Source organism: Sphingomonas sp. SORGH_AS_0789 (assembly GCF_031453055.1).
Taxonomy (GTDB): Bacteria; Pseudomonadota; Alphaproteobacteria; order Sphingomonadales; family Sphingomonadaceae; genus Sphingomonas.
Window position 1 is genome coordinate 3,300,023 of sequence record NZ_JAVIYV010000001.1, and the last position, 19,250, is coordinate 3,319,272.

A 19,250-nucleotide genomic window follows, 5' to 3' on the forward strand; every position below is an offset into this window, starting at 1 on the left:
GGCATGAATGGGCAAGCCGTTGTCGATGGACCTGCGGTCGCGAGCGCTAGCCGCGGTTGACGAGGGGATGAGCTGCCGGGCTGCGGCGCGGCGGTTCGGGGTGGCGGCCGCGACGGTGATCCGCTGGCACGATCAGCGCCGCAGCACCGGTGGCTATGCCGCCAAGCCGCAGGGCGGCGATACGCGGTCGCGGCGGATCGAGGCGTACGCGCACACGATCCTGTCGCTGCACGAGGCCCGGCGCGACATCACCTTGGACGAGCTGCGCAGCGAGCTGGGCCGGGCGGGGGTGACGGTCGCAATCTCGACGCTGCATCGCTTCTTCGCCCGTCACGGGGTCACGCGCAAAAAAAGACCGGCCATGCGATCGAGCAGGACCGCGCCGACGTCCTGAGCCAGCGGGAGGCATGGTTCGACGGCCAGCCCGATCTCGACCCCGCGCGTCTGGTATTCATCGACGAGACCTGGACGGCAACCAACATGACCCGCAGCCACGGCCGTTGTCGCCGGGGCGAGCGACTCCGGATGGGCTACCCGCACGGCCACCGCAAGACGACGACGCTGGTCGCAGGCCTGCGCACGACCGGCATGGTCGCGCCCATGGTGCTCGATGGCCCGATCAACGGCGACTGGTTCGAAGCCTATGTCGACCAAGTGCTCGTGCCCGACCTCAGGCGCGGCGACATTGTCATCATGGACAACCTGTCCAGCCACAAGCGCGCCAGCATCCGCGACCTGATCGAGGCGGCCGGTGCTCGGCTCATGTTCCTTCCGCCCTACAGCCCCGACTTCAACCCCATCGAAAAGGCGTTTGCCCGCCTCAAGGCCATGCTCCGCAAGGCCGGCGAGCGGACCGTTTCCGGGCTGTGGTCCCTCATCGGCAAGTTGGTCGACCTGTTCCAGCCGCAGGAATGCGCCAACTACTTCAGCTCCTGCGGCTATGACCCAGACTGAACGGAAGCCGCTCTAGCACGCGCTTCAGCTGCCTGCGATGCGACGCAAGTTCGGTCGCATCGACCCCCAACCGCCGCTGAAGCTCGGCACCCTTTGCCCCATCCAATAGCGCATCGACCAACACGACGAGGCGCGGGTCTCGGTCGATCGCCTCGCGAATCTCGGCGATCGTTCGGCGGTAATGTACGGCGTCATGGCCTACCTGTTCCGGCGACGGCGCGGGTGACGCCAGATCGATGCCACCTTCGCCGAAGGTGCCGATCAGCACGGGACGATGGCCAGCCATATGGGCTTCACGCTCCGCCGAGGTCAGGCTGCGCATAATCCCGACGAGGAAGTCGGTGACGTTCCAACCGCGCTGACACTTGCGCCGCCCGTCGAGCGCCCGGACGAAGGCTTCCTGACGCAAGTCGGCGGCGAGAATATGCCGGCCGCGTGCCAGGTAGCCAGAGGAGGCGATAAGCCGCTGCCGGTCGGCGTTGGGGAGCGTGCCCAGCATCACGCCGATCTCAGCCAACGTGTAGTGACTGTCGGCGGCACGATCCTCGGCAGTTGAGGGAAGGCTGGGCAAAATGACGATGCCTCTCAATCATAAAAGCGGACCTGCCGGCATATTCGGACAGGGAGGGTGAAAAAATTGCTGCGGTTGTCCGAATTTTCTTAGTCGTCCGCTTTATGGATTGAGGGATGCTGTTCCTGCTTGTTCGCCGAAGAGCTTCAGCAGGTGGCCCGCATCTTTTTATGAGCGGGAGATTGTGCGGCCATGCCACCTCGCCGAATTATGCATAATGTCATCAGCATGTTACGCCCGGCAGCGTCAAAGCCGCAGTTCAGCACTTGAGATTGTTAACCTGCCCGGCGTAGAGGTGGTCTGTTCGCCAGCAGGCGGACCGAGGCGTGGAAACCTCGTCAGTAAGTAGCCGTATGCCCGGCCCGAACCAGCTTCGGCCGGGGAGCGGGCGTGTATGTCCAGGGCGTCTTCGGAGGCCTAAAGACGCTCGCGCCTGTCTTACTGCAGGTTTCCAATCTCCGGCTCACGGGCCGGCACCGCCTCGTCAACAGGGGCGGTGCCGCCGGCTGGGATCAGCCTGACGGCACCGACGCGAACGGGGGTTCGGGCGTGGGTGCATATTTCGGTTGCCGCAGCAGGCGGCTTGCCATCATCAGGAGCTCGACGGCGGTGGCGGGAGCGATGATGCTCGGCGCCTGTGGCGGCGGCGGCGTCAACTCCTCGGGAACGACGCCGGTCGCCACCCCGACGCCAAGTCCGACGCCTGCGCCGACCCCGGCTCCGACACCCGCCCCTACGCCTAAAGCGACCGCCGAGGATACGAAGAGCGCGGCTGCCATCGGCATGAAGGCCGACTACGCCTATGCACGCGGCATCACGGGCAAGGGCGTGACGATCGCGATCGTCGATACCGGCATCGACCGGGATGGCCCGGAGTTCGCGGGCCGCCTCTCGGCCGACAGTACCGCGTTCGACCAGAAGATCGCCCGCTGCGCGACCTGCCCGGGTGAGACGATCCGGTTCGAACTCGACGACAAGGACGGCCACGGCAGCAAGACCGCCGCCGTTGCAGCAGGCGCTCGCGATGGCAACGGCATGCACGGCGTGGCCTATGACGCCACCATCCTGGCGCTGAAGATCAGCGGTCCGAACCTTGAGGGCATCACCGCAGGTTCGACCGGCCCGATACCAGAATCGGATGGGCCGAACGTCGCCCTGATCGCTCCGGCAATCAGGCACGCGGTCGACAAGGGGGCCTTCGTGATCTCCATGAGCATTAACGGCTCGGGTGGCGGCGAGCAGATGGCCGCTGATCTGAAGTCGGCGATGGATCTGGTACGCGGCGGCAACCGGTTGTTCGTCGAGTCGGTGACGAACAACGTCGGCGAGGACAGCTTCTCAGGCAAGGTCGCGGAGAACCTCGTCGGCAAGGACCTGTCGAACAAGGACTGGTTCCTGTTCGGCATCCGCGTGGACGCGAACCTGCAGCCACCCAGCGGCAACGGCACGCCCGGCGCATTGGCGGACCGCACCCTGTCGGTCGTGGCGAGCAACATCGCCACCGTGGACCAGAACGACCAGCAGGTCGTCGTGACGGGCAACAGCTTCGCGGCGCCGGGGATCGCGGGGGCCGCGGCCCTGCTGAAGCAGTACTGGCCGCAGCTCGGCGGCAAGGAGATCAGCCGCATCATGCTCGACACGGCGACCGATCTCGGCGCGCCTGGGGTCGATCAGGTCTACGGCGTCGGACTGCTGAACGTCGAGAAGGCGATGCAGGCGCAGGCACCGGCGACGTCGTTCGCGGCGGTACGGACGGTGCTGGCGCGTTATTCGTCGTTGGTCGTGTCCGCGCCGTTCGGTGGTGCGGCGGGCGCGACCAATCTCGGTTCGCGCACGTCGACGATGACCGTGTTCGACCGCTACGGCCGGGATTACCTGATGACGGCGCCCAGCGGCATCCGTGCGCGGTCCTCCGGCCTGCTCGCGGGAGGGCTCGCCGCGTCCGCATCCCCCTATCCCCTTCGGTCCTCGTCGTGGTCGGACGCGAGACTGGGCATCGCGACGTCGACGACGACAGGACCCTGGCAGGCCGCTGCATCCGGTCGACCGGCGATGGTTGCCTTCTCTCCGGCTGCGGGTCAGACGGTCACGCTGGGTGCCAACGTCGCCGTGGGTCCGGGCGGCGGCTCCTCGCTCACCGGTTCGTATCTGCGCGGCACCATCGGGCAGCCGATCGGCATGTCCTCCGAATGGTCCATCGGCGGCTGGTCGGCTTCGCTCGCATCGGGTTCCTCCATCACCGCGACGCCATCGTCGTTCCGCCGCGGGTCGCGGAGCCGCGAGGCCGGCCTGCGTACCGTAGCGGTCTCCGCCCCGTTCGGTGTCGGCCTGGAGGTATCGGAGCTCGTCGAACGGGGGCAGGTGCTGGGGTTGCGGGACGATGCGGGGGCCGGTGCGGCCGGTGCCCGGACCGTGCTGGCGACCACGACGCTGCGCCGGAGCGTCGCTGGCGTGCAGGTATCCGGTCGCGCCACGGTTGGCAGCAGCAGAGCCGCCGACGCGGTCGCAGGCGTCCGTTTCGATGGCCGCATCGTCAGCACCGCCTTCGCGGTAGAGGGCGCGCGTCCGCTGTTCGGCGGGTTGGTGACGCTCGGCCTGTCGTCGCCGCTACGCGTCGAGCGGGCGCGGGCGTCGCTGATGGTGCCTGTCGCCTATGACCTGATGTCGGGTGTGCTCGCCGAAGAACGCCGGACCTTCGATCTGTCGCCGACCGCGCGGGAACTCGATCTCGAGCTAGGCTGGTCGACCGCACTCGCGTCTTCCTCGACGCTGCGGGTCGGCGTCGCCCGCGCCATCGACGCCGGCCACGTCCGCGGCGCGTCTGACGTCGCCGCCTTCTTCAACCTCGTCGTCCGCTGAACCGCAGGGAAAATCCATGTCCAGATCTACGTACATGTCCGCCGCTGTCCTGCTCTCCGCCGCCGCCACAGGCTTGAGCGCGTGTGGCAATTCCAAGGCCCCGAGCAAGGAGGCCTTCGCCACTGCGCTTGAACCCGTCGTCCGCGATGTCTTCTGCCATCCCATCGACGTGATGCGGTACGAAGTCGAAGGTGAGCCCGCCGGGTCGGGGTTTCCCATCGTCACCTCGCCGAAGCCGGCGCTCGCGGGGCCAGGCTCCGATGGGAAGGCAGTCGCGATGCTGGACGGTCTGGCGAGCGTCGGACTGGTCACGCGCACGACGTTCGAGAAGCCGGCGCGGTGGAGCGGTTCGGACAACGCGTTCGTGCGGCAGCCGCTGATTTCCTACGCGCCGACGCCAAAGGGCGCGCCCTATCTGCATACGGTCGAGCGCAAGGCGACGAACGCCATGGTCTCGGTGCCGTCCTTCTGCCTCGCAAAAGGCGAGGTTGTCGACGTGGTGCGTTGGACCGAGCCCACCGACTTTGCCGGTCATCGGGTGAGCCAGGTCACTTACACCTATCACGGCATCGAGCCGATCCCTGTCATGCCACCGGCAGAACAAGCGCAGATGGCCGAGCCGAAGGAGGCGTCGATGCCGTTCGAGCTGCAGAGTGACGGCTGGCGTCCGATGCCCCGCTGACGATCGACGTGACCGTCACCATCCCATCCATTCCGACCGACACCATGACCCGGGCGCCGAGCGCCGGGCTGCCAAGGAACACCATGATGAAAATGACCAGGGCCGCCGTTATCGGCGCCGTAACGGCGCTGTCGCTCGCCACGGCTCCCGCCATGGCGCAAAAGACGCACGGAGCCGCACGACCCGCGCCGTCTACGGCGAGGCCGCTGGCGATGGATGTCGCTGGCGTTCGCCTCGGCATGCCGCTGGCCGCAGTGCAGGCGGCGCTGGCGGGGACCTACCGGTGCTCGACATACCAGGTGGCCTCGTTCCGACAACTCGTCGAGCGAGAGGTCCGCAAGCGGAAAGGCATTCCCGATGGCTTCGGCCCTGATGGCACTGCCGTCGGTGAACTGACGTGCGAGGGTCCCGCCGGCGAGCATCTCCGCCTGTCCATGGCGCAGACGCCGACGGGTGAGATCGTCGACCGGATCGACCTTACGGTATCGACTAAACGCGTCGATCTGGCCACGCTCGTTGCCCAAGTCGAGGGGAAGTACGGGCGGCCGACCGAGGGCATCCCGGCGAACGGATCGCGGTGCACGGGCCGATGCGGCGGCGATCTGACGATGGAGCCCAATCCGCGCATCACCGTCATGTCCGACGTCAGCTCCCTCAAGATACTGGGCAGTCGGGGGCGCGACGCGCGCCTCGCCGATGAAGCGGCGGTGAAGGTGGCCGCCGCGCGCGAAGCACCGGCTGCGGCGCGGGGCGCCTTTTGAGGTCGGGCGTGAACACGGCCATGGTGTCACTACTCGCACCTGTCGCCGCGTTGTCGCTGTTGGCCGCCGCGCCAACGCTCGCGAACATGCCGGTAGGCGTCCCGCAAAACGGCGTCGGGGCCACTGCGTCCGTAGCACCGCTGCGGCCGCTGTCGATGCCGATGGTCATGAAGGCGGGAGCCGCGGGGACCGGCTGCTCGTGGTCGCTGGCGACTGATAGGCGCATGCGTTTCGCCGCGGCCGACGACCGCGCCGTGGTCCGTCTCGACAGCGGCATCGTGCATCTTCGGCCTGCGGCTGGCGCTGGCGACCTGTTCCCGTTCACCCATGATCGCTGGATCGGCGACAGCATCACCGTGACGGTGACGCCCGTCGGCCCATCAAGGTGGAAGGGCACCGAGGTGAACGAGGGGGCGGCAGACATCGAGGTTCGCAACAGTGGCCGCCGATGGATCGCGCGGGGGCGCTTAAGCTGCGGATCCTGACCATAGCCAATCAGGATCGGCAAAGGTCAGATGTCTTCTAGAACCGATAGGAGGAAACAGAAGAAGCCCGGGCAAGGTTTTTAGGGCGCAACAGCGCAAAAAGGGTGGTGACCACCTTTTTGCGGGGGTCTGCCGACCGTTGGTTCGGCGACGCCCCTCATGTCCTCCACCTTCGGCTCCGGAAGGCATTTTTGTTCGAGGGCAGGGAGCGCCCCCTTGAGAATGGGGCAGCGCCACGAGACACTGTACGCCATGACCAGCGGTGCCGACCCACAACCTGCCTATCCGCAATATGCGCATCAGTTGCAGGCGCTGCTACGGCGACTGGCCCGCGAGGATCGCGAGGCGATCGGCGCGAACTTGCGACGCGGGGGCTTCGGCAAGCGGGAGATCGAGCCCGGGCCAGCTGTCTCACCTAGTCGCGTGCGGGGAACATCCGACGCCGGCTTGCATACGCTATCGCCCTCGCGCGAAGCCACGGGAACGCGCCGACGTATCACCGATGCGGGCGGCCATGGTGGGCGGACGACGTCGATCGACTTATCGCGGGCCAGCCCGCTTTCGGCGAGTCCGCGCCAGACTGGCCCTGTGCGGATCCCGCATTTCGACATGATGCGGATCAGTCGCACCGTCGTCCCGCGCGCGAAGGATGGGCGTACCCACCCGCGCTATCCCGACCGAAGCGGCATCGCCGCGGCCCACCACAGCTATGTGACCCGCGGCGGTGTCGCCGACTTCGAAACGCATCTCGATTACATCACCCGTGTCACCGCCGTGGAGGAGAATGACACCGCGCTGCTGATCGACATGCTCGACATGGACGAAGACCGGCGGCTGCAGAACCACCTTGCCATCATCAGCAACATTCCCGGCGGGCGGACGCGGGAACGCAGCCTGTTCGAGGCGGCCGAGCGTTGCGAGCGACAAGCCAAGGGCGGGACGCTGCAGGTTTCGACGCACTATGCCGATGACTGGATGCTGCTGGCCACTCGGCAAGATGCACCGGGATGGGTGCGCAAGGCCGCGGTGACGCTGCAGCAGAAGCGGCTCGCCCAGGAGGAGAAAGCGAAGGCCACAGGCAAGGCTCTTGTCGACACCATCGTCGACATCGCCAAGGTCAATTTGGAAGAGGCCTATGACCGGCTGGTGTGGTGTGATGTCCAGCCTGGCCTGCCCAAGGCCGCGCGACCGAACTGGAAGGCGGGACGTCGCGGGCGCATTCAGACCCGTTTCGTCGGTGAGTTTCCACGCGGTCTGAAGCCGGCCGAACGGCGCCTGGTGCTCGAACGTTTTTGTGAGCATCTGGCCGCGGAAGGCTGGATGTACGTCGCCGCGATCCATCGCCCTGATGCGACGAACGACCCCGACAACTTCCACTTCCACATCGATGGCTATGATCGGCCGGCACGCTGGCTGACGGCGAAGGAGATCAATGACGAGCGCAAACCCCGCCAGCCGTTCGAAGGCGACGGCTGCTGGGACTTCGAATATTCCGAGCGCAAGCGGAACGGCAAGCTCTGCTACCCCTATCGCCAGAACAAGATTGCGGAGTCGACCCGGGACGTGCCGAAAGACGGCGGAAAGGCCGTTTCCCATTTTCTGGCCGGTCGACGCTACGTCAAAGCGTTGCGCAAGCGCTATGTCGACATCGTGAACGAGGTCGTGGATGGCCGGGCGGGCAGTCCCATCTACGCGCCGGGGCCTTATCGGGATGCCAGGATTCGGCTGACACCGATGGAGCATCTCGGCTCCGCCATCACCGGCAGCGAGGCCAGGGGCGAGGTCACAGCTGCCGGCACCCGAAACGCTCATATCCGGTACAATGATGAGATGCGGCTGCTTCTGGAGCAGGCCGATCTCGACCGGCTCGAGAATGGGTTCAAGGCTGCGATCCAACTCAGTCAACGGGTTTCGGCCGCTTCCCTGAAGGCGACAGCCCATTGGCAGGAACTCGCAAACGCTGCCGTGACACGGCGGTGCCAGGCGGGGCTGGTCGCCATCGTCGAGCGGATGGTGCGCTCACGCGCCGAGACGGTGTTGCGTGCCCACACCGCTAGCCCAACGGTTCAGGACGAGGCCCGCGCGTGGCTGGGCGAAATCGACGCCATCGTGGCACCGACCCCTCAGCAGGCCCGCGCGGCAGCGCGGCTGGAGGACCTCGACGGCAAGGTCGAGAAGGCGTGGGCTGAGGTTGTCGCGGTCACGGGCAATGGGCGTGAACGGTTGCGATACGTCCCAGCCGATCCTGCCAAGCTGAAATCGCTCAAGCCAGTATCGCCGGCCTATCGACCGCAGGTCGAGGAGCGCCTGCACACATGGCTGATCAAGCATCGGCGAAGCCATGAACACCTGCGTTTCGTCCCGGGCGGGTATGCCATCGACAAGACCGTCCCACCCGCGATTCACCGGTTGTTCCGCCTGCTCGGCGACGAACCTGAAATCCAGAAGTTGCTGTTGGCGGAGCGTCATCGGCGCAAGATCGCGGCGGCATCGGCGGCTGTGGCCCAAGACCTGATGGAGCAGGATCATGGCGGCAGGTCGGTCCTACCCGGCGAGGGCTTTAGGCAAGCGCTCACCGTCGCGGATCGTGGTGCTGACGGCGGACAATCACGCACTCTGGCGGATGTCGACCGTCTGCAGGATGTCGAGTTGCTGCAGGCGCTGCCGACAATCCGGGCCAAGCGCCGACGGAAGGCGACAGTTGCACCGCCTGCTGGCCCCGATGAGCTTGCCGCCACGTCGCCCATAGACGTTCCGGAGCCATCGCTTGCCGAAGCTGCGTCGAGAGGCAAGTCGACCGGCTTGCTCGGCCAAGCCGTTGCCGCCGCTGGCGACCGGCAAGTGACCCTGCCTCAAGCCGGCATATCGGATGGAAAACGGGATAGCGGCGGCAGAGGCCCTGCCGCTGGCGTAACAATCCAGAAGAGTAAGAAAGGACAGGAAAGATAGACGCTGCAGTAAGGGGAAGCGAGGCTTTTGAGCCCGGAAGATCGATGAAAAAGATCTGAGGCGCTTGCCCGGACCGCTCGGTTCGCGGCCCTTAAGCTTCGGAACTGTAATGCAATCCCTGACCAACCCCGTGCACTCGCTGCCGCACGTGCTTCTCCACTATCTCGCCACCGGCTTTGGCAAACCCGAGGTGCCTGCCCTGGTATCGGGCGGCGGTATGCCCGCCGATACCCTGCTGTTCGACGCCCAGTCGGTGATCCTGTCATTCACCTGCGTCGCCGCACCCATGTTCCGTAGCAAGATCGAACGGCTCGCCGCGGATCAGTCGATCGATGTGATGCTGGTGCGCTGCTGCCTGACCGGCGGTGACCTGCTGCCGGTGTCGATCGATGTCGTGCTGGCGGGCGGCGGCCTCACCCCCTTCAAGCTTGAGGACCTGGCGCTCTACCGCCACGACGATGGCGGCCTGTGGCTGGTACCGTTCGGGTTCGGCGGCGCGATCCGGCTGGAGGTGCACGGCCTCGAGCTCTATCTGGTGCCGCCCTATGAAACGCTCGCCGAACGCGCCGACGGCATCTACCGCGCCGCGTCCGACGTGGCCGAACGCCTGTATCCGCAAGGTGCGATCTGATGCGGGCGAAGGCCAAGCGCGCAGCTGCGACGCCCAGCATCGAGGTCAACCCGGGGTGCCTGCCGGATCCGGCAAACCCGCATAGCTGGCTGGTGCTGACTGGCGATGATACCGATCGCGATGCGACCCGTGTCATGTATGGCTGCCTGCGCCCCAGCTTTCGCGGCCACCTGAACAGCGCGGCGGCCTTTGCCGCCGCCAAACTGACCGTTGGTGCGCCACCCGACACGCCGCCATGGACGCTGACCGCCGCGCGGGCCGAGGTGCTGTTGCCGCCGGGGGCCGATGACCGGCTGTCCGATCCACGTATCCTGATGGAGACGGTCGACGCCGAACTGCCGGTCAAGGCCAAGGCGCTGCTCGCCTATCTGACCTTCACCTTCCCGACGGCGCGACTGCATGAGCAGTATGAACTGGTCCGGGACTTCACCCGCCGGCTGATCGTCGATCCGTTCGAGGTGGCCGCGCTGCTCGTCCAGCATGCCCCCCACCGGGCCGGCAGTGCCAGCCCGCCGCATGTCCATGTTCTACTCGCTGGACCCAGGCGACTGACCCCGCTCGGCTTTGGCGAATGGGTGACACCGCTCGCTACCGACAAGGCGCATGCCCTGGTCGGCAACGCCTTTCGCCAGTTCCAGGCCGACCGGCGTCACGCCTGACCGCGCCGACGGGAGTCGGCGAACTAACACCATCATCGGGAAACATCATGAACGATAACGAACCCTGGCCGCGGATCGGCCAGGCGATGAACTCGCACGTCGTGCGGACACTGGCGCAGGCGGCGGGGTGGCGGCTGACCGACATGCCGGCCGACCTCGGCCTGCCGCTCGCCGGCTGCCTCTATAGCGAGGCGAACCATCTGCTGGTCACGACGACCGTCGGCAATCTCGCCGCGTCCATCGCCACGATGGACAGCGCGCTGGTGGAAACCCGGTCCGATGCGCTGATCGTGAGGACACCCTCGGAGGACGCGATGCCGGGTTTCGCCTTGGGCCTGTGGCACAGCGGGTGGGTCACCTGGCACTGGATGCTGACGCTCTGGGTCGATGTCGACGCTGGCCTGTGGCTCGTGCCGACACCGGACAAACGGGACAGCACCGCCGCTTCGGGGTTCCGGCTGACAGCGCGCTATCTTCGTGTGGAAGAGGTACCGTGGCGAACGGCCCACGAACGCGCCGACGGATTGGTCCGGGCCATCCGCATGCTGGTCCATGGCGAGCGCGGCACGGCATCCGGCCCTGCGGACGGGGAGGATCGCTCATGACGGTGCCGATGCCCCGCCTGCTGCGGCAGGCGTGTTGGGCGCTCGTCATCGCCTTTCCGCTGCTCGTGCTGATTGGCGAGCGCTGGCAGCAGGCGGCAGCGGGGCCGGGTACGCGAGGCGTGATGGCGGTCGCCGCCGTCATCTGCCCCGCGGCCGTCGAGCCGGTCCTAGCGATGCGCGTCGCTGATGGGGCGCACGCGCTCGACGGTGCTGTCCTGCGGCGGATCGCGATGCAGCTTTACATAGGACCGGGGTGCTCAGTCCCGGTTGAACCGCCCGTCGTGCGGGCCGATCGACGGCGCGATCGCGGTGGAGGGAAGAAGATGAGGGGGATGGGCAAGTCGATGTGATCCCCGTGGTGGGGATGAAACAAGGAAGACAGACCATGAACCCCGACCAGACCGCTCATGTCCGCGCCCATGTCGCTGCCGTTTCCAAGCTCCTGCTCGGCAACAAGATCATGAACCCCGGCCTGATGATCCTCGCCGGCGATCCACTCAACCATGGCCAGCAAATTGCGTTCGGTCGCACAGCGGTCGAGGCACAGGTCGATCTTGTCTATCTCGAATTCGCTATCGGTGAGGACGATGTGCCTGTCATGACCGGGATCACCGTCATGCTGCCGCGCGACACCATCTGCTATGTCTCGACGGGATGTCGCCTGTCGCTCGTCCCGGGCAAGGCTCGCGCGGTGATCGTGCCGCAGGATGGGGGCTCAATCCCACTTCAAGGTACTGCAGGGCGAGATCGTGCAGGTGCGGGGTCGACCGGCGTCGCTGGCGGCCGGATGCGATCGTGCCGCCACGAAGTTGGCGATGCTCGTTCGCGATGGCGTCGACGTCGCAGGACAGGTTGCGCTCCGTGACCACGTCCCCGCGTAACAGGGCAGATATCGCGCCGGAGCTGCAGGATTGACGCTTAGCGGTCAGACGTGATCTTCGCCTGTCATGATCATCTCAACAGGCGAAGCACGTCGGATTGCTTTGGCAGCGCAAGGCTTCGGGCGATCCCGGCCCGAGTGCCCGTCGGCTCGCCACTTGCGGGGCGCCGCCGAACGGCTCAACCTGTTCCAGATCGACAGCGTCAACGTGCTGACGCGGGCGCACTATCTGCCGGCCTTCTCACGGCTCGGCGGCTACGACCGTGCCCTGCTGGAGGGTGATGCATGGGGGCCGAAACGCCAGCGGCGGATGTTCGAATATTGGGCGCATGAGGCGTCGCTGCTGCCGCTCGACCTCCACCCACTGCTCCGCTGGCGCATGGCGCGGGCAGAGCGAGGCGAGATCGGCTATCAGGCGCTGCGGCGGTTCGCGACGGAGCGCCGGGCTGAGGCGGACGCCGTGCTGAAACGGATCACCGCCGAAGGCCCGCTGGCGGCCGCCGACTTCGAGAACGGGTCCAGCCGCTGCAGCTGGTGGGAATGGAGCCACGTCAAGCACGTGCTCGAATGGCTGTTCTGGTCCGGGCAGATCACCACCGCGACCCGGTGGGGCAGCTTTGCGCGCCTGTACGACCTGACCGAGCGGGTCATCCCGCCGGCGGTACTGGCACTCCCAACGCCGTCGGCCGAGGCGGCGCAACGTGCGCTGATCGAACGCAGCGCCCGCGCTTTGGGCATCGCCACCGCCAGCGACCTGCGCGACTATTTTCGGTTGAAACCCCCCGAAGCCGATCACGCCATCGCCGATCTGGCGGAAGACGGAGTGCTCGTGCCGGTGCGGGTCGACGGCTGGAGCCAGAAGGCGTGGATGCATCGCGACGTGACCATGCCACGCCGGGTGCACAGCGCTGCCTTGCTCGCGCCGTTCGACCCGTTGATCTGGGAGCGGTCCCGCACCGAACGCCTGTTCGGCTTCCACTATCGCATCGAAATCTATGTGCCGCAGGATCGGCGCATGCACGGCTATTACGTGCTGCCCTTCCTGATGGACGAGGCGCTGGTCGCGCGGGTTGATCTGAAGGCGGACCGGCAGGCGAGGATGTTGCTCGCGCACCGTATCACGCTGGAACCAGCGGCGCCCACCGATACGCTGCTCCGGCTTCAGGTTGAGTTAGACCGGATGGCGGCATGGCTCGGTTTGGACGCCGTCCGCATCGGCACGGTCGTGCATCGCGGTTGAGCGTCTTCGCCCGTCACGTTGCTCCACCCCGCTCGGCGGCGGGCACGATGCCATCGTCGAGCAGCGCATGGAGCGCGGCGATATGGCCATTATCCCGCGCGCCGCTTGGATCGGAGGTCATGACGACTGTCAGCTTGAGGTCAGGCACAATGAACAGCATCTGCCCGCCATAGCCCCAGGCGAAGCGCAGCGGATGGCCGCGGCTGGTGCCGACGAACCAGCCATAGCCATATTGCCCGCCGCTCCATGGCGATACGGTGCGCGGGGTCCAGCTTTCCTCGATCCAGCGCGCAGGCACGATCCGTCGTCCGTCGATCACGCCACCCAAGCGATAGAGCTCGCCAAACCGCGCCAAGTCGCGCGGCGACATCATCATGTCGTTGCCGCCGAAATAGATACCCTGCGGATCGCGCGACCATGGCGGGATGGTGATGCCGAGCGGCTCCGCCAGCCAGTCGCGCATCAGCGTGTGGGTGTCGCGTCCCGACGCGCGGGTCAGCATCGCCGACAGCAGATGCGTGTTGCCGGTCGAGTAGAGCATCGCGCCGCCCGGCTCATTGACGAACGGGCGCGCGAGGGCGAAGCGGACCCAGTTGCGACTGGACACCCAGCGCCCGTAATTCTCACCCGACGTCCGCTCCAGTCCCGCGCGCATCGTCAGCAGGTCCTCGACGGTCAGCAGGGCAAGGCGCGGGTCGGGATCGGGCGGCGCAGCGCTGCCGAGCACCGACAACACGGACTGATCGACGTCCATCAGCACGCCTTTAGCGATCGCGATGCCAACCAGCGCGGACAGGACCGACTTGGACGCGGACTTGATATTGACCGGCCGGTCGAGCGGCGGCCCGCCGTTGAAGCGCTGCTCCGCCAGAACCTGCCCGTCGCGCAGGACCAGCAGAGACCGAAGTCGGGGAAGCCGGCGGGCTTGGGCAACGCTGGCGGCGAGGATAGCGCTGTCCAAACCACGCGTCTCGACCCGGCCGGACATGGCCGCTTGCCGTGGCGTAGGTGCAGCATCGCAACCGCTGGCGAGGAGGAGCGCCAGCGCGCAGGCATAACGCTTCACGGCGCGATCGCGGAACGAAGCGTTTGCAGGAACTCGACGGGCGCTTCGATCTGCGGCGAATGGCCGAGATCGTCCAGGCGGATCAGGCGGGCGCCGGGAATGCGCTTCACCGCCTCCTCGGCCGCCTGCGGCACGGTGCGGACTCGGGCGCGCCGGCCCTCGGGCGCACTATTGGCCCGAAAGGCCGTCAAGTCGCGCTGGCCGATGATGAGCGTGGTCGGGGCCGCTAAGCGCGGCAGTTCGGCGGCGACCGGCTGGGTTTGGATCATATCGGTCAGACGGGCCTGTGCGTCGCGCACCGTGTCGCCATCGGGGCTGGCATATTGCCCGGCCAGCATGGCGACCCAGCGATCGTAATGCGGCCGCCAGACCCCATGATAATAGTTGCGGAGTTGATAGGCCTTGATCGATGACGCGTCCGTCTTCGCCTCCTCGTCGCGCAGCTTGCCGAGGTCGGTATAGCGCACGCCCTCGCTTAAAGTGTCGTTGAGGCCGAGCGGGTTGACCAGCACCAGCTTCGCGACCCGCTCAGGGTACAGGAGCGCGAAGCGGGTGGCGAGGATGCCGCCAGTCGAATGGCCGACTAGCACGACCTTGCCAGCCCCGGCCCGGTCGAGCAGCGCTGCGGTCAGCGCGGCCATGGTGTGGAAACTGTACTGATAGTCGACCGGCTTCGACGATTTGCAAAAGCCGATCTGATCCGGCGCGATGACGCGGTAGCCCGTAGCCGCTAGCCCACGCGCGGTGTCGCCCCAGGTCGCGGCGCAGAAGTTCTTGCCATGGAGCAGGACGACCGTCGTGCCGTTGGGCTTGGCGGTCGCCGGCCAGTCGAGAAAGGCCATGCGAACCGGATGGCCCTGTGACGTCGCCTCGAACCAATGCACGGGGGCAGGATAGTCCAATCGCTCCAGATTGGCACCGAGCGGCACGGTTTGCGCCGAGGCAACGGTTGAAAGCAGGGCCGAACAGGCGGCGGCAGCGAGAAAGGGATGAAGCATCAAAGGGTAACACCGGTCGCGATGCCAATATCCCTGCAAGCGCTTCTTCTATCGAGGCGTGGACGTAGCGATCGGAGCTCACGCGATAGCGAGTAGCTTCGTTGCGACGCCCGTTCATGGCCTGGAGATCAACAATCCGCGTAACCGCTCGGCGTCTCGACAGCACAGGACGGTTAGACCCGGTTACCGTGGTGATGTCGCTTTTGCCGGCCCTACGGATAGTCTGATCGCCCCCCGCGCCGCACGACGACGAACATGATATCAACCTGGTTCGTAACTGCCTCTTTTAAAGAGGCAGCGGAGCAAATGATCAGTCCGCGCGACTATCCCGCTGATGGCAGAAGACTTTTAAAAATTCTGGGTCACTCTTGCTTGGTGGCCTTTGGCCGTCCCAACCGACTGGGCACCCGTACCCCGAACTTCAGCCGGTTCGCGGGACGGATCCGGATTGGCAGGGTTGCCGGGATATGCTCGGTCAGCGGCGTAAGGTGTTTGAGCGCCTCCAGCTTGATCGACAGATTCGCCTCCTCGTCATAGGTTCGCGCCGTCTCGGTTTCACCTTCGTGGCCGAAGATGTCGCAACGAACGCTGTCCGGCACGACGCCTTTCAGCATTGAGGTGGCGGTGCCGCGGAAGCTGTGGACGTCCTTGTCCTTCCATGCGCCGCCCACCTGATGCCGCCACGGCGTTCCTTCGGGAAACGCCCATGCCCGCCACGGTTTAAAGATGCTCTTGTAGAAAGTGCTCGCGAAGCTGGAACTGCTGAGCGAGGCCATTTCTGGAAACAGCATGGTGCAGCCCGCCGCACGGATTGCCCGCACATAGTCGATGAACCCCAGTCGGATGAGTTCGGGATGGATTGGTAGCTTGCGGACGGACTGAACGTTCTTCAGTCCCCGGTCTTCGGTGAAGTCTATCTGAAGATACGGGATCGGCTCGTCCTCATGCACATGGCTGAGTGGCAGGCCCGCGAGCTCCGAACTGCGACCGCCGTAGAGAGGCAGCATCAACGGCAGCCAATACCAGGCGTCGTGTAGGATCTCGCTGCCCGGCTTCAGGCGGCTATCGATTCCAGCTGTCCCGGTCCAGATCGGGGCGGACAGCAGCTGGCGAACCTCCTGCTTGGTCCAGTTGGCACGCTTTTCCCGGTCACGCTTCCGCTGTTGGCGCGCCTTCTTACCGATGCCTTTTCGAGCTTTTTTGAAGGTAATCGGTTCAGCGGGACGATGTCCCTCCTCATCGTTCGCGCCTTCGGCATGATCGAGAACGGCCGTGATCCAGGTGATGTGTTTGTTGATCGTGATCTGGGACACGCCGAGCATGTCCGGTGCCATGGCCTTGGCCCGTTCGAGGCTCGCAGCGATCCCACCCGCCCGTTCCTCGGTCGTGCGCCCCCAGCGATTGGGGAGGGCTCGGCACAGCTCTATAAAGGCGGTCACATGCTCCTGCGCGATGTCCTCGATGAAGACGTCGCCGCCACAGGCATGGTCGAACAGGCGAATGGCGGTTCGAACCTGCTGGACCGTGACCGCGTCCCAAGCGCGCTGGCCCTGGTGGACCGCGATGCAAGCGTCGGCCGCATCAGTGAGACGCTGCTTCGCCTTGACCGGCACGGGCTCGACTGCCGGCGGCACTGGGTCGTTGCTCGATCTTGCTTCGAATGATGCGGACGGCTGCGCCGATGACATTGCCCACGCGAACGGCGTATCGTCTGCGAGCGCTTCGTCGACCCATTTCGCAGGCACCTCTCCGTCCGACAGGTTCGCCGTCGCCTTGCGGCACGCCACCGCTTTAGCGGCGCAGATCGTGACGCGCAGCTTGTCGAGGTTCGTGGTCGTCGGCGCGATCCCGAAGTTGGTGACATAGGTGTCGATCTGCTGTGCGGAGACGGGGCTACCGCTCTGGAGATCGAAGACCGTATCGGCGACAGCCTTCGCCTCTCGCTTGTCCCAGCCGGTGTCGATCAGGCGCTCATGGTCATCGAGCGACCATTTCGCATCGACGCCGCGCTTCGACAGGAAGGTCCATGCCTCGGCATAGCGAGAGTTGAGGCTGGCGTGATCGGCGGCGGGGGTGCTGCTGGCGATGTGATCCTCGAGGATGCGCTGCAACTGCCAGCGCAGCGCGTCGCTGAATACCTTCTTGAGCTGGTCGGGTCTTACCCCGGAGGATCGCTCGCCATACCCCATGCGCAATGTTTCCGCCACCGAACCTAGGCGCAGGGCGATCACCCGTGCGTCCGTAAAGCTCATCGCACCGATGGGTAACGCCAGCGTTAACCGCACGCCAGCGACCGTCATTTTCTTGCGCCACCAATAGCGACTGCCGCGCAAACCTACGTTCGAAAAGCCCATTCCGCCACCCCAAGGGGTACAGCGAGGGGTACAGTCGGGGGTACAACTGTCCCTGATCGCCGCCGTTAAGACGCGAAATCAGAGACTTGCAAGCGGATGGTCGGGGAGACAGGATTCGAACCTGCGACATCCTGCTCCCAAAGCAGGCGCGCTACCAGACTGCGCCACTCCCCGACAGGGGGTCGCCCTTAGGGGAAGCGGGGCGGTACGCGCAAGGGGAATTTGATCCCGACGCACTTCCCCTACAGGTTCGCCTGCTCCTCACGCGGCAGGTCGGCGTCGGGCGGGTAATAGAGGCCCGCACATTCCTCACGCAGGCAGCCGCCTTCGATCACGATGTCGTCGCGATAGGCATCACCGATGAAGGACAGCGTGTCGACATGGCGCGCCTCGAAATACATGGCGTGCACATCCTCGCGCCCGGCGCCATAGACGACCCGCCCCACCTTCGACCAGATCGCGGCCATGGTGCACATCCCGCAGGGCTGTAGCGTCGAATAGAGTGTCGCGCCGCGCAGTTCCATCTCGCCAGTCCCCTGACAGGCGCGACGGATCGCCATCATCTCGGCATGGGCGGTGGCGTCGGGGAGCTCATGGGTCTGGTTGCGCTCGGCGGCGATTACATGTCCGTTCAGGACGATGATCGACCCGAGCGGTGAAGTCGCGGGATCGGAGCCCTTGGACCGCGCGACCGCGATCGCCTGGCGCATCCATTGTTCGTCTTCCTGTATCATGAGCCTTCAACGCGGCAGTCGCGTTGCCGGTCCATGGCCGGGGTTGGCACCCTGCCCCGACGATCAGCGCGCCAGCCAGCCCCCGTCGACCGCCAGGATATGCCCGTTCACATAGGCGGCCGCGTCGCTCGCCAGAAACACCGCCGCCCCGCCCAGATCGGCGGGGTTGCCCCAGCGCCCCGCCGGGATACGGTCCAGGATCGCCTTGTTCCGGCTTTCGTCTGCCTGAAGTGCCGCCGTGTTGTTGGTCGCGATATAGCCCGGCGCGATGGCATTGACGGTCACCCCCTTGGCGGCCCATTCATTGGCGAGCAGCTTGGTCAGCCCGCCTACGCCACTTTTGGATGCGGTATAGCTCGGCACGCGGATGCCGCCCTGAAAGGTCAGCATCGAGGCGATATTGATGATCCGGCCGCTCCCCTGCCCGATCATGTACCGCCCGGCGGCCTGGCACAGGAAGAACACACTTTTCAGATTGGTGTCGATAACCGCATCCCAATCCTCTTCGGTAAAGTCGACGGCGTCGGCCCGGCGGATGATCCCGGCATTGTTGACCAGGATATCGAGCCGTCCCAGTTCGGCCAGGGTGGTGTCGACCACCTGTTGCACGGGGGCGATCGTGGACAGATCGGCCGGGATCAGGACGACCCGGCGACCCAGCGCCCGGATCTGCTCCGCCGTCTCCTCGGCGGGGGTACGCCCCACACAGGCGACCTCCGCCCCGGCCGCGGCCAAGGCCACCGCGATCGCCTGCCCTATGCCGGTATTGGCGCCGGTGACGACTGCAACTTTACCCGCAAGATCAAATGTATACGTCATGAC

At 65.9% G+C, this 19,250-nt stretch carries 18 protein-coding genes and 1 tRNA gene; 12 read left to right on the top strand and 7 right to left on the bottom strand.

Annotated elements, in window-relative coordinates; all coding sequences use genetic code 11:
• The first annotated feature begins 7 nt into the window (after positions 1–7).
• Positions 8–954 (top strand): IS630 family transposase gene (locus tag QE360_RS15110; protein ID WP_309698743.1). Its coding sequence is split into 2 segments (ribosomal slippage): positions 8–344 and positions 344–954, totalling 948 coding nucleotides; the frame shifts between segments, so codons are not numbered across the junction.
• Here QE360_RS15110 and QE360_RS15115 read toward each other — a convergent pair.
• Positions 926–1,525 (bottom strand): hypothetical protein, encoded by a 600-nt coding sequence (locus tag QE360_RS15115; RefSeq protein ID WP_309702800.1) that lies wholly within the window; start codon positions 1,523–1,525, stop codon positions 926–928. The genes QE360_RS15110 and QE360_RS15115 overlap by 29 nt on opposite strands.
• 390 nt (positions 1,526–1,915) lie before the next feature.
• Here QE360_RS15115 and QE360_RS15120 point away from each other — a divergent pair, with 390 nt between their 5' ends.
• From QE360_RS15120 to QE360_RS15170, 11 genes are all read left to right on the top strand, one after another.
• Positions 1,916–4,384, top strand: coding sequence for a S8 family serine peptidase (locus QE360_RS15120; RefSeq protein WP_309702802.1), 2,469 nt, complete (start codon positions 1,916–1,918; stop codon positions 4,382–4,384).
• 16 nt (positions 4,385–4,400) lie between these two features.
• Positions 4,401–5,066: a hypothetical protein gene (locus tag QE360_RS15125; RefSeq protein ID WP_309702804.1), complete on the top strand. Its 666-nt coding sequence runs from the start codon at positions 4,401–4,403 to the stop codon at positions 5,064–5,066.
• Positions 5,067–5,074: 8 nt separating this feature from the next.
• Positions 5,075–5,827: a hypothetical protein gene (locus tag QE360_RS15130; protein ID WP_309702806.1), complete on the top strand. Its 753-nt coding sequence runs from the start codon at positions 5,075–5,077 to the stop codon at positions 5,825–5,827.
• 8 nt (positions 5,828–5,835) lie between these two features.
• Positions 5,836–6,312 carry a hypothetical protein gene (locus tag QE360_RS15135; RefSeq protein ID WP_309702808.1) on the top strand — a complete coding sequence of 159 codons (477 nt, stop codon included), beginning with the start codon at positions 5,836–5,838 and terminating at the stop codon, positions 6,310–6,312.
• 252 nt (positions 6,313–6,564) lie between these two features.
• The gene (locus tag QE360_RS15140) at positions 6,565–9,261 is read left to right on the top strand and encodes a hypothetical protein (protein WP_309702810.1); all 2,697 of its coding nucleotides are present in this window, start codon (positions 6,565–6,567) and stop codon (positions 9,259–9,261) included.
• A 109-nt stretch (positions 9,262–9,370) separates the two neighbouring features.
• Entirely contained in the window at positions 9,371–9,892 is a 522-nt protein-coding gene (locus QE360_RS15145) for a hypothetical protein (protein ID WP_309702811.1), read from the top strand.
• Complete coding sequence (locus tag QE360_RS15150; protein ID WP_309702813.1) at positions 9,892–10,551, top strand: hypothetical protein; 660 nt, start codon at positions 9,892–9,894, stop codon at positions 10,549–10,551. The genes QE360_RS15145 and QE360_RS15150 overlap by 1 nt, the downstream gene beginning before the upstream one ends.
• Positions 10,552–10,598: 47 nt before the next feature.
• Positions 10,599–11,156 (top strand): hypothetical protein, encoded by a 558-nt coding sequence (locus QE360_RS15155; protein WP_309702814.1) that lies wholly within the window; start codon positions 10,599–10,601, stop codon positions 11,154–11,156.
• Positions 11,153–11,506 (top strand): hypothetical protein, encoded by a 354-nt coding sequence (locus tag QE360_RS15160; protein ID WP_309702815.1) that lies wholly within the window; start codon positions 11,153–11,155, stop codon positions 11,504–11,506. Before QE360_RS15155 ends, QE360_RS15160 begins: the two co-directional genes overlap by 4 nt.
• A gap of 35 nt (positions 11,507–11,541) precedes the next feature.
• Positions 11,542–12,021, top strand: coding sequence for a hypothetical protein (locus tag QE360_RS15165; RefSeq protein ID WP_309702817.1), 480 nt, complete (start codon positions 11,542–11,544; stop codon positions 12,019–12,021).
• Between the two features lie 172 nt (positions 12,022–12,193).
• Positions 12,194–13,276: a DNA glycosylase AlkZ-like family protein gene (locus QE360_RS15170; RefSeq protein ID WP_309702819.1), complete on the top strand. Its 1,083-nt coding sequence runs from the start codon at positions 12,194–12,196 to the stop codon at positions 13,274–13,276.
• Between the two features lie 13 nt (positions 13,277–13,289).
• Here the strand turns inward: QE360_RS15170 and QE360_RS15175 are convergent, their stop codons facing one another.
• From QE360_RS15175 to kduD, 6 genes are all read right to left on the bottom strand, one after another.
• Positions 13,290–14,342, bottom strand: a complete 1,053-nt coding sequence (locus QE360_RS15175; protein ID WP_309702821.1) for a serine hydrolase — start codon at positions 14,340–14,342, stop codon at positions 13,290–13,292.
• On the bottom strand, positions 14,339–15,340 hold the full coding sequence (locus QE360_RS15180) for an alpha/beta hydrolase (RefSeq protein ID WP_309702824.1): 1,002 nt from the start codon (positions 15,338–15,340) through the stop codon (positions 14,339–14,341). Before QE360_RS15180 ends, QE360_RS15175 begins: the two co-directional genes overlap by 4 nt.
• Positions 15,341–15,702: 362 nt before the next feature.
• Complete coding sequence (locus QE360_RS15185; protein ID WP_309702827.1) at positions 15,703–17,694, bottom strand: hypothetical protein; 1,992 nt, start codon at positions 17,692–17,694, stop codon at positions 15,703–15,705.
• A 97-nt stretch (positions 17,695–17,791) separates the two neighbouring features.
• Positions 17,792–17,868 (bottom strand) — tRNA-Pro (locus QE360_RS15190).
• A 68-nt stretch (positions 17,869–17,936) separates the two neighbouring features.
• Positions 17,937–18,428, bottom strand: a complete 492-nt coding sequence (locus tag QE360_RS15195) for a nucleoside deaminase (RefSeq protein ID WP_309702829.1) — start codon at positions 18,426–18,428, stop codon at positions 17,937–17,939.
• Between the two features lie 63 nt (positions 18,429–18,491).
• Positions 18,492–19,247, bottom strand: a complete 756-nt coding sequence (gene kduD, locus QE360_RS15200; protein WP_309702831.1) for a 2-dehydro-3-deoxy-D-gluconate 5-dehydrogenase KduD — start codon at positions 19,245–19,247, stop codon at positions 18,492–18,494.
• Positions 19,248–19,250: the final 3 nt, after the last annotated feature.